Origin of the sequence: Cupriavidus cauae (genome assembly GCF_026210475.1) — a bacterium.
Lineage (GTDB): Bacteria > Pseudomonadota > Gammaproteobacteria > Burkholderiales > Burkholderiaceae > Cupriavidus > Cupriavidus cauae.
Map to the genome: position 1 here is coordinate 99,137 of NZ_CP080293.1, position 14,511 is coordinate 113,647.

Below are 14,511 nucleotides of genomic sequence, written 5' to 3' on the forward strand. Positions count from 1 at the left end.
CCAGCCGGCTCAGGCGAGTCAAAGCCTGTTGAAGCCCGTCAAAGTCCAGTTGCCAGCTCAATCTGGTTCAGGGCGGCTCGGGGCGGTTCAGGGCGGCTCGGGGCGGCCTGGTGCGGCTCAGGCAGCTCAGGCGGCCGCCAACGCCTTCATGCCGTCCGCAGCCAGCGCCGCAGCAGCATCCGCAACGCCCCCGGGTCGACCGGCTTGGGCAGCACGAAATAGCCGGCCTCCTCGGCCTCGGCCAGCGCGGCCGACTTGAGGTCGCCGGTCAGCAGCGCGCTGCGCGCCTGCGGCTGGGTCTGCTGCCACCGCTCGAGCAGCGCCAGCCCGTTCTCCGTTCCCGGCAGCCGCAGGTCGCAGAAGATGATGTCGGGCCGCAGGCCGCCGGCGAACATCCGCTCGGCCTCGGCGCCATCGGCGGCGCACGACACCCGCACGCCCCAGGCCTCCATCAGCGCGATCCAGGCATTGCGCACGTGGCTGTCGTCGTCGACCACAAGCACCTGGCCGTGCAGCCGGTCCGGCATCGCGTGCTGGGCCACCGCGTCGCGGCGCATCGCGCGGATCGTGGCCACCGACTCGGCCGGCGCCGGATTGAGCGTGAACCAGAACATCGAGCCCTTGCCCGGCACCGAGCGTACGCCGTAGGTCCCGCGCATCAGCCGCACGCATTCCTTGAAGATCGCCAGCCCCAGACCGAGCCCGTGCGAGCGGTCGCGCTGCGGGTTGTGGACCTGGAAGTACGGCCCGAAGATGTCCGGCAAGTGCTCGGCCGGGATGCCGGCGCCGGTGTCCCAGACCTCGATGCGCACCTGGCTGCCGCGCATGCGGGCGCCGACCAGCACCCGGCCCTGGCGCGTGTAGCGCAGCGCGTTCTGCACCAGATTGAACAGCGCCCGGCGCAGCAGCACCGGCTCGGCCATCGCGTGCAGCTCGCCGGCCACGCGCGGCGACAGCCGCAGCCCGGCCGCCCGTGCGTCCCCGGCAAACTGGTCGCAGACCTCGCGCACCAGCTGGCCGACATCGCAGGGCTCGAGCGTCGGCAAGACCTTGCGGCCTTCCAGCTTGGACAGGTCCAGCAGCGAGCGGAACAGCAGATCGATGGTCTGCGTGCCGGCCGCGACCTGCTCGACCAGCGGCCGCAGCGCCGGCGAATCGTTGCGCGCGCGCAGCGCCTCGACCAGCATCACCAGCGCATGCACCGGCTGGCGCAGGTCGTGGCTCGCCGCCGCCAGGAAGCGGGATTTCTCCTCGCTGGCATGCAGGGCGCGCTCCTTCTCCTGCTGGAACTGCCGCGCCAGCCGGCGGCTTTCGCCCTCCAGCCGGATCGCCCGCACCAGCGAGCCGTGCAGGTTCAGCGCATGGCGCGCCAGCATCAGCGCATAGATCACCAGCAGCAGCCGGATATAGCCGCCGTGGCCGGGAAACGCGTAGCCCGCCAGCAACAGATTGGGCACCAGGATCGGAATGCCGACATAGAGCAGGTTGACCGGGGCCGGCGCCTGCGAGCTCGCGCCGCCGGCCAGCGCGCCGAGCGTCAGCACCAGCAGCACGCCGGAAAACACCGGGGACGACGACACCAGGTGCAGCAGCGCCGCGCTGCCCCAGCTCACGCCCACCAGCACCGCCACGCCGCGCATCGGGTCGCGCCACTTGCGGGTATGGGCCGAGCGGCTCAGCGTCGGGATATCGCGCAGGTAGCCCAGGTAGAACCAGCCGCAACCGGCCGCCTGCAGCAGCATCGCCGCGCACCAGGCCAGCAGCGCGCCGCGGCTGGCCTCGTGCCAGAAGGCGGCGGCCGTCAGTCCGGGCAGCAGCAGGGCCGTCACGATGCCGCTGGGCATCACACGATGCACCGCGGCCAGCAGCTTGGCCTCGGTATCGGCGTCCAGCGGCGGCGCGGGCGGCGGAAGGATGCGCTTGAGCAGCGCGATCAGGTTGGCGGGCGGCACCGGGAAGCGGCGTGCGTGACGGCGAGAATGTGGACGCGACATATCATGCCGACTTTCGCCGCCGTCCGCCACCGGGCCTGGGGCCTCGACACAGCCGAGGGTGCCCCCGCCACGGCCGCCCGGCAGGCACCGGGCAGTGTTGTGCGGCAAGGCGGGGGGAAAGCGCCCATTCCCTTTATAATCCTGCCTTTATCCAACCGATTGTCGCCGTCCTCGTGAAAGTCTTCCGCGGCCTGCCCAATGCCGAGAGCCGGGCACCCTGCGCACTGACCATCGGCAATTTCGATGGCGTGCACCGGGGCCACCAGTCCCTGCTCGCGCGCGCGCGCGCGGCCGCCGACGCGCGCGGACTGCCGCTGTGCGTGATGACCTTCGAGCCGCACCCGCGCGAATTCTTCACGCCGGACCGCGCCCCGACCCGCATCGCGCTGCTGCGCGACAAGCTCGAAAGCCTGCGCCGCAACGGCGTCGACCGCGTGGTGGTCGAGCACTTCAACGCCCATTTCGCCGCCCAGTCCCCCGAAGCCTTCGTCGAGAACGTGCTGTGGCACGGGCTGCATGCGCGCTGGGTGCTGGTCGGCGACGACTTCCGCTTCGGCGCGAAGCGCGCCGGCGACTTCGCCTATCTGCAGCAGGCCGGCAAGCGCTACGGCTTCGACGTCGAGCAGATGGGCTCGGTCTCCGAGGGCGGCGTGCGGATTTCCAGTTCGGCGGTGCGCCAGGCGCTGGCCGAGGGCGACCTGGACCACGCGCGCCGGCTGCTGGGCCATGGCTATGCGATCAGCGGCCACGTCGTGCATGGCCGCAAGCTGGGCCGCGACCTCGGCTTTCCGACGCTGAACCTGCGCATTCCGCACAAGCGCCCGGCCGTCAACGGGATCTTCGTGGTACAGGTGCACGGCATCGCCGACACCCCGCTGCCCGGCGTGGCCAGCATCGGCGTGCGGCCCACGGTCGAGGACGCCGGGCGGGTGCTGCTGGAAGTCCATCTGTTCGATTTCGACCGCAGCGTCTACGGCAAGCTGGTGCGGGTCGAGTTCATCAAGAAGCTGCGCGACGAAGCGCGTTTCGACTCGCTGGAAGCGCTGACCGCGGCGATCGCCAAGGATTGCGCCGACGCGCGCGCCTTCTTCGGCATGACCGAGCCCGATGCGCAGGCCGCGGCGGACGCCGCCGGCGCTGCCGGCACGCCGGCGGAGCGCACCACCTCGGCCACGGACCGAATTAGCTAGCGGCCGGCTTTCGCCGCGCATGCGCGCGCAGCCGGGTCACCGCCGACCCAGCCCCAATTTTCGCGCCGGCCCGCACCGCCCGGGCCGGGCGCTCACCGAATCGCCCTGAGAATCGTCATGTCCGACACCAAGCAAGCCAAGGCCGGCGCCAAGCCGGAGAACAAGAGCGCCGAGAAGAGCAAATACCCGGTGAACCTGCTCGACACCCCGTTCCCGATGCGGGGGGACCTGCCCAAGCGCGAACCGCTGTGGGTCAAGCAGTGGCAGGAAAAGAAGATCTACCAAGCGATCCGCGCGGCGCGTCGCGGCGCGAAGAAGTTCGTGCTGCACGACGGCCCCCCGTATGCCAACGGCGACATCCACATCGGCCACGCCGTCAACAAGGTCCTGAAGGACATGATCATCAAGGCGCGCGGGCTGAGCGGGCTCGACGCCGTCTACGTGCCGGGCTGGGACTGCCACGGCATGCCGATCGAGATCCAGATCGAGAAGCAGTACGGCAAGGGCCTGCCGGTGCAGGAGGTCCAGGCCAAGGCGCGCGCCTACGCGACCGAGCAGATCGCGCGCCAGCGCAAGGACTTCGAACGGCTGGGCGTGCTGGGCGACTGGGACGATCCCTACCTGACGATGAACTTCAGCAACGAGGCCGACGAGATCCGGGCGCTCGGCAAGATCCTCGAGAAGGGCTACGTCTTCCGCGGCCTGAAGCCGGTCAACTGGTGCTTCGACTGCGGCTCGGCGCTGGCCGAGGCCGAGGTCGAGTACAAGGACAAGACCGACCTGTCGATCGATGTCGGCTTCCCGTTCGCCGAGACCGACAAGCTGGCGCGCGCCTTCCACGTGCCGCTGGAAACGCTGGGCGCGAAGCCCGGCTGGATCGTGATCTGGACCACCACGCCCTGGACGATCCCGTCGAACCAGGCGCTGAACCTGCATCCCGAAGTCGAATACGCGCTGGTCGACACACCGCGCGGCTTCCTGATCCTGGCCGCCGAGCGCGTCGAGGAACAGCTCAAGGTCTACGAGCTGGAAGGCAAGGTCGTGGCGACCTGCTCGGGCGCGGCGCTGACCGAGATCCGCTTCCACCATCCGCTGGCGAAGATGGACGCCGGCTACGACCGCCTGTCGCCGATCTACCTCGGCGACTACGTGACCACCGATACCGGCACCGGCATCGTGCACTCGGCGCCCGCCTACGGCATCGAGGACTTCCAGTCCTGCAAGGCGCACGGCATGCGCGACGAGGACATCCTGAGCCCGGTGATGGGCGACGGCGTCTATGCCAGCTGGCTGCCGCTGTTCGGCGGCCTGTCGATCTGGGACGCCAATCCGCGCATCGTCGAGACGCTGAAGGCCTCGGGCAACCTGTTCAACTCGCACCGCTACGAGCACAGCTACATGCACTGCTGGCGGCACAAGACGCCGATCATCTACCGCGCGACCTCGCAGTGGTTCGCCGGCATGGATGTGGTGCCCGCCGACAACGGCCCGACGCTGCGCGAGACCGCGCTGGCCGGCATCGAGGCGACCGCCTTCTACCCGTCCTGGGGCAAGCAGCGCCTGCACAACATGATCGCCAACCGGCCGGACTGGACGCTGTCGCGCCAGCGCCAGTGGGGCGTGCCGATGGCGTTCTTCGTCCACAAGGAAACCGGCGCGCTGCATCCGCGCACGCCGCAGCTGCTCGAAGCCGTGGCCAAGCGGGTCGAGCAGCATGGCATCGAGGCCTGGCAGACGCTGGACGCGACCGCCTTCCTGACCGAGCTGGGCGAGGCCGACGCCGCGATGTACGAGAAGAACCGCGACACGCTGGACGTGTGGTTCGACTCGGGCACCACGCACTGGACCGTGATCCGCGGCTCGCATCGGGAAGACCTGTACGATGCGGCCGCCGATACGCCGGACGGCCGCCTGGCCGACCTCTACCTGGAAGGCTCGGACCAGCACCGCGGCTGGTTCCACTCGTCGCTGCTGACCGCCTCGATGCTGTACGGCAAGCCGCCCTACAAGGCGCTGCTGACGCACGGCTTCACCGTCGACGGCGAGGGCCGAAAGATGTCGAAGTCGGTCGGCAACACCGTGTCGCCGCAGGACATCGCCAACAAGATGGGCGCGGAGATCATCCGCCTGTGGGTGGCCTCGACCGACTACTCGGGCGAGCTGTCGATCTCCGACGAGATCCTGAAGCGCGTGGTCGAGGGCTACCGCCGCATCCGCAATACGCTGCGCTTCCTGCTGGCCAACCTGACCGACTACGACCACGCGCGCGACGCGCTGCCGCCGTCGGAATGGCTGGAAATCGACCGCTACGCCGTCGCGCTGACCGCGCAGCTGCAGAAGGAAGTGCTGTCGCACTACGACGTCTACGAGTTCCACCCGGTGGTGGCCAAGCTGCAGACGTTCTGCTCGGAGGACCTGGGCGGCTTCTACCTGGACGTGCTGAAGGACCGGCTCTATACCACCGCGCCGGACTCGAAGGCGCGCCGTGCCGCGCAGAACGCGCTGTTCCACATCACGCAGGCGATGCTGCACTGGATGGCGCCGTTCCTGTCGTTCACCGCCGAGGAAGCGTGGCAGGTGTTCGCGCACGGCACCGCGCATGCCGACACGATCTTCACCAGCACCTACTACACGGTGCCGGAGGTCGACCAGGCCGACGATCTGCTGCAGAAGTGGCACGCGGTGCGCGCGGTGCGCGCGGAGGTGACGAAGCAGCTGGAGGCGGTGCGGGCCGAAGGCGGCATCGGCTCGTCGCTGCAGGCCGAGGTGTCGATCCAGGCCGGTGGTCCGGCGCTGGAGGCGCTGGCCAGCCTCGGCGACGATCTGCGCTTCGTGCTGCTGACCTCGGCCGCCACGGTGTCGCCGGCGCCCGAGGCGGGCGACCTGCTGGTGACCGTGCATCCGTCCAGCCATGCCAAGTGCGAGCGCTGCTGGCACTATCGCGAGGACGTCGGCCATGACGCCGCGCATCCGACCCTGTGCGGCCGCTGCACCAGCAATCTGTTCGGCGCCGGTGAACCGAGGAGCCACGCCTGATGGCCGCGACCACCCGTACCGCCCGCGGCCGGGCCGCGAGCAACAAGAGCCGCAGCGGCACGCCGCTGCTGTGGCTGGCCTTCGCCGCGCTGGTCGTGGTGCTGGACCAGTTCTTCAAGATCGTGATCGTGCGCAGCTTCGACTATGGAGAATCGCGCCCGGTCACCGGCTTCTTCAACCTGGTGCTGGTCTACAACAAGGGCGCCGCGTTCAGCTTCCTGGCCGACGCCGGCGGCTGGCAGCGCTGGTTCTTCACCGGGCTGGGGCTGGCGGTCGGCGCGTTCATCGTCTGGCTGCTGTTCCGCCATGCCGGCCAGAGGCTGTTCAGCCTGGCGGTGTCGCTGGTGCTCGGCGGCGCGATCGGCAACGTGATCGACCGCATCGTCTATGGGCATGTGGTCGACTTTCTCGACTTCCATCTGCGCGGCTACCACTGGCCGGCGTTCAACGTCGCCGACTGCGCGATCACGGTCGGCGCGGTGCTGCTGATCGTCGACGAATTCCGGCGGGTGCGCCGGCACTGAGCCCGCGCCGAAGCGCGCCGTGCGATGAGCCGGCGCGTCGTTCGGCGCGCCGGTATCATCGACTCCCTCCCCCTCGCATCGAAGGCCACTCCATGGATCTGCGCGGCAAACATCTCGTACTCGGGCTGACCGGCGGCATCGCCTGCTACAAGTCGGCCGAGCTGGTCCGGCTGCTGACCAAGGCCGGCGCCACCGTCCAGGTCGTGATGACCGAGGCGGCGACGCAGTTCATCACGCCGGTCACGATGCAGGCGCTGTCCGGGCGCCCCGTGTTCACCTCGCAATGGGACGGCCGGATCGCCAACAACATGGCGCATATCGACCTGTCGCGCGAGGCCGATGCGATCGTGATCGCGCCGGCCTCGACCGATTTCCTCGCGCGGCTGGCCAACGGCCTGTGCGACGACCTGCTGTCGACGCTGTGCATCGCGCGCGATTGCCCGCTGCTGGTGGCGCCGGCGATGAACCGGCAGATGTGGATGGCGCCCGCGACCCAGCGCAACATCGCGCAGCTGCGCGCCGACGGCGTCGCGGTGCTCGGTCCGGGCAGCGGCGACCAGGCCTGCGGCGAGGTCGGCGACGGCCGCATGCTGGAGCCCGAGGAACTGCTCGACGATATCGTGGCCCACTTCCAGCCGAAGGTGCTGGCGGGCCGCCGCATGCTGATCACCGCCGGCCCGACCTTCGAGGCGATCGATCCGGTGCGCGGCATCACCAACCGCTCGTCGGGCAAGATGGGCTTCGCGCTCGCGCGCGCGGCGCGCGAGGCCGGCGCCGACGTGCTGGTGGTGGCGGGCCCGACCGGGCTGCCGACCCCGCGCGGCGTCGCCCGCATCGACGTGCAGAGCGCTCAGCAGATGCACGACGCGGTGCTGTCGCAACTGCGCGGCACCGACGTCTTCGTCGCGGTGGCCGCGGTGGCCGACTGGCGCCCGGCCGAGGTGGCGGAGCAGAAGCTGAAGAAGGCCAACGACACCGACACGCCGACGCTGCGCTTCGTGCAGAACCCGGACATCCTGGCCACCGTGGCGGCCCGGCCGGATGCGCCCTATTGCGTGGGCTTTGCCGCCGAAAGCGAAAACCTGGAGCAGTACGGCGAGCAGAAGCGCCGCCGCAAGGGCGTGCCGCTGCTGGTCGGCAATATCGGCCACCACACCTTCGGCCTGGACGAGAACGAGATCGTGCTGTTCGACGAGCGCGGCGCCACGCGTCTGCCGCGGGCGGACAAGCTGGCGCTGGCCCGGCAGCTGGTGGCGGCGATCGCCGAGCGGCTGCCGGTCGCGCGGCCTTGACCGGCATCGCGCATATCACCGCCCCCTGCTTGTCTCCCCTCTCCACCTGAGGCGGAGAAGGGGAACACGGTCTCCCTTCGAGCCCCTGATCCCGTATTCCCGTATTCCATATTCCCGATTCGCACATTCCCATGACCGCTTCCCCGAACCCGACCGTCGAAATCAAGATCCTGGACGCGCGCCTGCATGAGTGGGGCCTGCCCAGCTACCAGAGCGACATGGCCGCCGCGATCGACCTGCACGCCTGCCTGGACGCGCCGCTGACGATCGAGCCGGGCACGCCCGCGCAACTGGTGCCGGCCGGCATCGCGGTGCATATGGGCAACCCGTATATGGCCGCGACGATCGCGCCGCGCTCGGGCCTGGGACACAAGAAGGGCCTGGTGCTGGGCAACTCGATCGGCGTGATCGACGCCGACTACCAGGGCCCGATCATGGTCAGCGTCTGGAACCGCAATGCGCCGGGCACCGAGCCGATCGTGATCCAGCCGGGCGAGCGCATCGCGCAGATGATGTTCGTGCCGGTGCTGCGCCCGGTCTTCACGACGGTGGAAGCGTTCTCGAGCGAATCGGCGCGCGGCGCCGGCGGCTTCGGCTCGACCGGCGTGCATCACGGCGGCGCGGCAGCCTGAGGGTCGCCGGCGCGGTCACCGAGGCGGTCACTGGCGCGGTCGCCAACGCAGCCACCCACGCAGTCACCAACGCAGTTGCCGCCGCAGTCGCCGGCGCGGTCCCCTGCGCAGTCACCGGCCCGGTGACCGGGCCTCAGCGCTGCTCGAACAGCAGCGCGACGCCGGCGGCCGCGTGGGCCGGGATCAGCGTCTCGGTCGCGCTCAGGTCGAGGCTGGGCACGCCGGCCTCGCGCCACAGCGCGCGCCCCTGTTCCAGCGACGCGGTGCGCAAGCGGATTGCCGCATAGCCCGGCACCGCCTGGCGGATATGGCCCGTGCCGGTCGCGGCGGCAAGGGCCTGCGGGGTCGACAACACGAGCGTCGCGTCGCCGACGGCCAAGCTGCAGACGTGCTCGCTCAGCTGGGTCAGCTCGGCGCCCATCAGTTCGGCATAGGCCCGCGCGGCGGCATCGACCAGCGACGGCGCCACCACCAGGAACATCGTCCCGATCGCCTGCGCACCGTTCGCGTGCGTCATCCATTCCGGCCGCCACAGCAGCTCGGGCGTGCGGTGCTCGCACAGGAAGAAGCGGGCGCCGGGCGCGTCGTCCATCGCGGTTACGCGGAAGGTGGCCGGGTGTTCCGATCCGTCGTCCAGGCGCACCGGACGCGAGAACTCGACCGGCTCGGCGGTATGCCAGCCGCCGCCGCGCAGGGTCGCGGCATCGGCCACCGCATCGTCGCTGCGGCACGACAGCGCGGCGCAGCCCCCGCCGTGCTGCTGGCTGTGCCAGTAGTACTGCAGCGCCTCGCTGGGGCCGTCGACATGCATCAGCTCGAGATAGTCGCGAGCCAGCATCACGCAATGGTTCTGCGAGCCCAGCGTATGGAAGCCCCGCGGCGTCAGCGTGAAGCCGAGCCGTTGCCAGGTCTGCGCGGCGGCATCCAGGTCGGGGCAGATCACGACGGCATGGTCGAACTGGCGCTGCGCTGCGATGGTCGCTGTCATTGCCGCTGTCCTTGCGTCACGGTGGGACGATTGCCCGGATCGATCGGAGATCGGTCTCGGGGCGATTATTCGAACTGAAGATTGGCATGGCGGGCAACCGCCTGCCACCTGTCGTGCTCGCGCCGGACCAGCTGGCCCAGCGCTTCGGGTGTACCTGCCACGGGTTCGAGGCCATGCGCGGCCAGCGCCGAGGCGACCCGCGGCGCGCGAATCGCGTTCGACAGGGCGCCATGCAGGCGACCGACCACGGCCGCCGGCAGTCCGGCCGGACCGAACACGCCGATCCAGCCATAGGCCTCGAAGCCCGCCAGGCCCTGCTCCGCGACGGTCGGCACCTGCGGCAGCTGTGCCAGCCGGCGCTCGCCGGTCACGGCCAGCGCCTTTAGCGTGCGCGTCTGCAGGTGGGCCTGCACGGCCGCGTAGCTCGCCAGCACCAGGTCCGCCTGGTCCGACAGCACCGCCTGCACCGCCGGCCCCGTGCCCTTGAATGCCACGTGCCGCCACGACGCCCCGCCCTCGCTCGCCAGCGCCTGCGCGGCCAGCTGACTCAGGCTGCCGGAGCCGGGCGACGCGACCCGGATCGCTTCGTCACGCTGCCGGGCCAGGCCGATCAGCGCACGAATATTGTCGACGGGCAGCGAAGGATGGACGGCGACCACCAGCGGATGACGCGCCAGCTGCGAGATCGGCGTGAAGTCGCGGAAGGTGTCGTACGGCAGCTGCTTGTAGGCGATCGGCTGCAGGGCGAGGCTGTCGAAGGCCATCAGCAGCGTCTGCCCATCGGGCCGGGCGCGCGCCACCGCGGCGGCGGCCTGCAGGCCCGCGGCGCCGGGACGGTGATCGACCACCACCGGCTGGCCGAGCGCCTGCTTCAGGCCCGGCTGCAGCTGGCGGGCCACCACGTCGCCGCTGCCGCCCGGCGGGATCGGCAGCACCATCGCCACGTGGCCGCCGTACGTGCTCGCGGACTCGCCCGGCAAAGCGTGGGCGGTCAACGGGATCGGGGACGTCGCGGCCAGCGGCAGCGACTTCAGCATCAGACGACGCAGGCGAAACATCGGTGGCTCGTTCAGCTTGCCGGCAGGCTCGGCGCCGCGTCAGGCGGCGGCCCGCACCGTGCTCGGCCAAATGAATAGGGGCGGCATCGCTGCCGCCCCGTACTATTTTGCCGAAGGATAGCATGGAACGCGGGTGACGGGCCTTGTCCGCCCCGCCACCCGCTTCCTTTCCTGCGATCAGGCCTCCGCGCGTTGCTCGCTTTCCGGCGCCTCCGGCGGCTCGGTATCGATCTCGGCGAACTCCAGCTTGATCTGGTCCTTCTCGTCCAGGTCGACCACGACCTTGCCGCCCGACGCCAGCTGGCCGAACAGCAGTTCGTCGGCCAGGGCCTTGCGGATCATGTCCTGGATCAGCCGTTGCATCGGACGCGCGCCCATCAGCGGATCGAAGCCCTTGCGCGCCAGGAACTTGCGCAGCTTCTCGGTGAAGCTGGCCTCGACCTTCTTCTCGTGCAGTTGCTCTTCCAGCTGCATCAGGAACTTGTCGACCACGCGCAGGATGATTTCCTCGTCCAGCGAGCGGAAGCTGATGATCGCGTCGAGCCGGTTGCGGAACTCGGGCGTGAACATCCGCTTGATGTCCGCCATCTCGTCGCCCTGCTCGCGCGACGACGTGAAGCCGATCGTCGCCCGGTTCATGGTCTCGGCGCCGGCGTTGGTCGTCATGATGATGATCACGTTGCGGAAGTCCGCGCGCCGGCCGTTGTTGTCGGTCAGCGAACCGTGGTCCATCACCTGCAGCAGGATGTTGAAGATATCCGGATGCGCCTTTTCGATCTCGTCCAGCAGCAGCACGCAGTGCGGCTTCTTCGTCACTGCCTCGGTCAGCAGACCGCCCTGGTCGAAGCCCACGTAGCCCGGGGGCGCGCCGATCAGGCGGCTCACCGCATGGCGCTCCATGTATTCGGACATGTCGAAGCGGATCAGCTCGATGCCCATGATGAAGGCCAGCTGCTTCGCCACTTCGGTCTTGCCGACACCGGTCGGGCCGGAGAACAGGAAGGAGCCGATCGGCTTGTCGGTCTTGCCCAGGCCCGCGCGCGACATCTTGATCGCCGAGGCGAGCGCCTCGATCGCCGGATCCTGGCCGAACACCACCGACTTCAGATCGCGGTCCAGCGTCTGCAGCTTGCTGCGGTCGTCCTGGTTGACGCTCTGCGGCGGGATGCGGGCGATGCGCGAGACGATGTCCTCGATCTCGCCCTTGCCGATGGTCTTCTTCTGCTTGGACTTCGGCAGGATCCGCTGCGCTGCGCCGGCCTCATCGATCACATCGATCGCCTTGTCGGGCAGATGACGGTCGGTGATGAAGCGCGCCGACAGCTCGGCCGCCGCGGTCAGCGCCGCCGAGGCGTACTTGACGCCGTGGTGCTCCTCGAAGCGCGACTTCAGGCCGCGCAGGATCTGCACGGTCTGGTCGACCGAGGGTTCGACCACGTCGATCTTCTGGAAGCGCCGCGAAAGCGCCGCATCTTTCTCGAAGATGCCGCGATATTCAGTGAACGTCGTGGCGCCGATGCACTTGAGCTGGCCCGACGACAGCGCCGGCTTCAGCAGGTTGCTGGCGTCCAGCGTGCCGCCCGAGGCGGCGCCCGCGCCGATCAGCGTGTGGATCTCGTCGATGAACAGGATCGCGTTGGGGTTGTCCTTCAGCGATTTCAGCACGCCCTTGAGGCGCTGCTCGAAGTCGCCGCGGTACTTGGTGCCGGCCAGCAGCGCGCCCATGTCCAGCGAGTAGACGACCGCCTTCTCGAGGATGTCGGGCACCTCGTTCTTGGTGATCCGCCAGGCCAGGCCTTCGGCGATCGCGGTCTTGCCGACGCCGGCCTCGCCGACCAGCAGCGGATTGTTCTTGCGCCGCCGGCACAGGACCTGCACCACGCGCTCGACTTCGCTCTCGCGGCCGATCAGCGGATCGATCTTGCCGGCCTTGGCCAGCGCGTTCATGTTCTGGGTGTACTGCTCCAGCGGGCTTTCCTTGCCGTCGCCGCCCTCGCCCTCGGCCGCGCCGTCGCCATGCTTGGCGGGCTCGGACTGATCCTTGCGGATGCCGTGGCTGATGAAGTTGACGACGTCCAGGCGCGTCACGCCCTGCTGTTGCAGGTAGTAGACGGCGTGCGAGTCCTTCTCGCCGAAGATGGCCACCAGCACGTTGGCGCCGGTGACTTCCTTCTTGCCGTTGGAGGTCGACTGGACATGCATGATCGCGCGCTGAATCACGCGCTGAAAGCCGAGCGTCGGCTGCGTGTCCACCTCGTCGGTACCAGGCACGACGGGGGTGTTGTCGACGATGAAATTCTTCAGGCTGGTGCGCAGGTCCTCGATATTGGCCGCGCAGGCGCGCAGAACTTCCGCTGCGGTCGGGTTGTCCAGCAACGCCAACAGCAGGTGCTCCACGGTGATGAATTCGTGGCGTGCCTGCCTGGCCTCGACGAAGGCCATATGCAGGCTGACTTCCAGTTCTTGCGCAATCATGCTTCCTCCATCACGCACTGCAGTGGATGCCCTGCCTGCCGCGCGTGCGTTGACACCAGCTCGACCTTCGTCGCGGCGATATCCCTGGTATAGATACCGCAGACTCCCTTGCCTTCCCGATGGACGGTCAGCATGATTTGCGTCGCCGTTTCTCGGTCCCTGCTGAAATACTGTTGCAGGATCATGACGACAAACTCCATCGGAGTGTAGTCGTCGTTCAGCAGGACGACCTTGTACATGGCCGGCGGTTTGAGCGCCTGCTCTTTCCGCTCCAGTACGGTGCCTGCATCGCGTTGTGGGACATTCGCCAGCCGTGTAGCCATGGCTTTATTCTAACCCCTCCGCTCAAGTCTGCAATTTGGGCAAAAGCTGTCGGTTTCAAGGGCCAGCTACCATTTCCGGACCAATCCTCGCCCCTCCAACCGCGCCGCCCGGCGCAGCGGGGAACGGCGTGCCCGAGGGCGTGCCAATGCGCGCTGCGCGAGCCGTCACAGTAGCACGGTTGCCCGCCGTCCCATTCCTGCCACATTGGCATCAGGGTCGGGAATGTGCCGGGTTGACAGTCTGATTGTTTGCCAGAAGAATCGTTCGGACATTCAGGTCCGGTCCCGCGAGCCAAAGCAACAGACCGGACCTCGAGTGCTCCGTGAGCAGGGAGGCCTACGGAGCTGGCAGCGGCGCCTCGACAGAGGCGCTGCAGTGTTTGGTGCAACGGTGCGTTGCGCCGGCGGCTGGCCTGAGCGCCCCCCTGTTTGAAATCTGTTTTTTCGTTGGGGGAGTTTATGGCAAGCGGTACGGTCAAATGGTTCAATGATGCCAAGGGCTTCGGGTTTATCACCCCGGACGACGGTAACGAAGAACTGTTTGCGCACTTTTCGGCTATCCAGATGAATGGCTTCAAAACCCTGAAAGAGGGCCAGCGCGTTTCATTCGAAATCGTGCAAGGTCCGAAGGGCAAGCAAGCCACGAACATCCAGAGCGCCGCCTGAGCGCGACATCGCGACCGCACCGGCCGACAGAGCGCGCGGCGGTCGCTACAGGCTTCGGCGGCAGGCGTCCGGCGGGGGCAATCGGATCATCGATTGCCGAGGCGCAGGTCGTTGAATCCTGGGGAAAGGGCCCGGCAATGCCGGGCCTTTTCCATTCCGGCACCCCCGCATCGGCCGCCCACATCGGCCGCCGGCATCGGTGACCCATATCGGCCGCCCACATCGACCACCTCCCTGGGCCATAGATCCTGGCCACCCACCTTGGCCGCCGACCTTGGCGACCCACCTTGGCCGCCGACCTTGGCCGCCGACCTTGGCTGCCGACCTTGGCTG

The 14,511-nt window shown here is 68.7% G+C and carries 11 protein-coding genes; 6 read left to right on the forward strand and 5 right to left on the reverse strand.

The annotated features are described in order from the left end of the window. Nucleotides 1-146 precede the first annotated feature (146 nt). On the reverse strand, nucleotides 147-1,994 hold the full coding sequence (locus KZ686_RS00470; RefSeq protein ID WP_265632813.1) for a hybrid sensor histidine kinase/response regulator: 1,848 nt from the start codon (nucleotides 1,992-1,994) through the stop codon (nucleotides 147-149). 173 nt (nucleotides 1,995-2,167) lie between these two features. Here KZ686_RS00470 and KZ686_RS00475 point away from each other — a divergent pair, with 173 nt between their 5' ends. From KZ686_RS00475 to dut, 5 genes are all read left to right on the forward strand, one after another. Further along, nucleotides 2,168-3,184: a bifunctional riboflavin kinase/FAD synthetase gene (locus tag KZ686_RS00475; protein WP_149316708.1), complete on the forward strand. Its 1,017-nt coding sequence runs from the start codon at nucleotides 2,168-2,170 to the stop codon at nucleotides 3,182-3,184. A 117-nt stretch (nucleotides 3,185-3,301) separates the two neighbouring features. Beyond that, nucleotides 3,302-6,220 (forward strand): isoleucine--tRNA ligase, encoded by a 2,919-nt coding sequence (gene ileS, locus KZ686_RS00480; protein ID WP_226107220.1) that lies wholly within the window; start codon nucleotides 3,302-3,304, stop codon nucleotides 6,218-6,220. After that, nucleotides 6,220-6,744 (forward strand): signal peptidase II, encoded by a 525-nt coding sequence (gene lspA, locus KZ686_RS00485; RefSeq protein ID WP_006578057.1) that lies wholly within the window; start codon nucleotides 6,220-6,222, stop codon nucleotides 6,742-6,744. The genes ileS and lspA overlap by 1 nt, the downstream gene beginning before the upstream one ends. Nucleotides 6,745-6,836: 92 nt before the next feature. Then, nucleotides 6,837-8,036: a bifunctional phosphopantothenoylcysteine decarboxylase/phosphopantothenate--cysteine ligase CoaBC gene (coaBC, locus tag KZ686_RS00490; protein ID WP_265632817.1), complete on the forward strand. Its 1,200-nt coding sequence runs from the start codon at nucleotides 6,837-6,839 to the stop codon at nucleotides 8,034-8,036. 131 nt (nucleotides 8,037-8,167) lie between these two features. Beyond that, on the forward strand, nucleotides 8,168-8,668 hold the full coding sequence (gene dut / locus KZ686_RS00495) for a dUTP diphosphatase (protein WP_149316705.1): 501 nt from the start codon (nucleotides 8,168-8,170) through the stop codon (nucleotides 8,666-8,668). A gap of 133 nt (nucleotides 8,669-8,801) precedes the next feature. On the opposite strand, the gene KZ686_RS00500 is transcribed toward dut, so the two are convergent. From KZ686_RS00500 to clpS, 4 genes are all read right to left on the reverse strand, one after another. Further along, on the reverse strand, nucleotides 8,802-9,656 hold the full coding sequence (locus tag KZ686_RS00500) for a VOC family protein (protein ID WP_265632819.1): 855 nt from the start codon (nucleotides 9,654-9,656) through the stop codon (nucleotides 8,802-8,804). A gap of 65 nt (nucleotides 9,657-9,721) precedes the next feature. Continuing rightward, nucleotides 9,722-10,714 (reverse strand): tripartite tricarboxylate transporter substrate-binding protein, encoded by a 993-nt coding sequence (locus KZ686_RS00505; protein WP_149316703.1) that lies wholly within the window; start codon nucleotides 10,712-10,714, stop codon nucleotides 9,722-9,724. 177 nt (nucleotides 10,715-10,891) lie between these two features. After that, nucleotides 10,892-13,189 (reverse strand): ATP-dependent Clp protease ATP-binding subunit ClpA, encoded by a 2,298-nt coding sequence (gene clpA / locus KZ686_RS00510; protein ID WP_149316702.1) that lies wholly within the window; start codon nucleotides 13,187-13,189, stop codon nucleotides 10,892-10,894. Then, nucleotides 13,186-13,512, reverse strand: coding sequence for an ATP-dependent Clp protease adapter ClpS (gene clpS, locus KZ686_RS00515; protein WP_006578051.1), 327 nt, complete (start codon nucleotides 13,510-13,512; stop codon nucleotides 13,186-13,188). The genes clpA and clpS overlap by 4 nt, the downstream gene beginning before the upstream one ends. 459 nt (nucleotides 13,513-13,971) lie before the next feature. Between clpS and KZ686_RS00520 the strand changes: the two genes are divergently transcribed. Further along, entirely contained in the window at nucleotides 13,972-14,178 is a 207-nt protein-coding gene (locus KZ686_RS00520; RefSeq protein WP_006578050.1) for a cold-shock protein, read from the forward strand. Nucleotides 14,179-14,511: the final 333 nt, after the last annotated feature.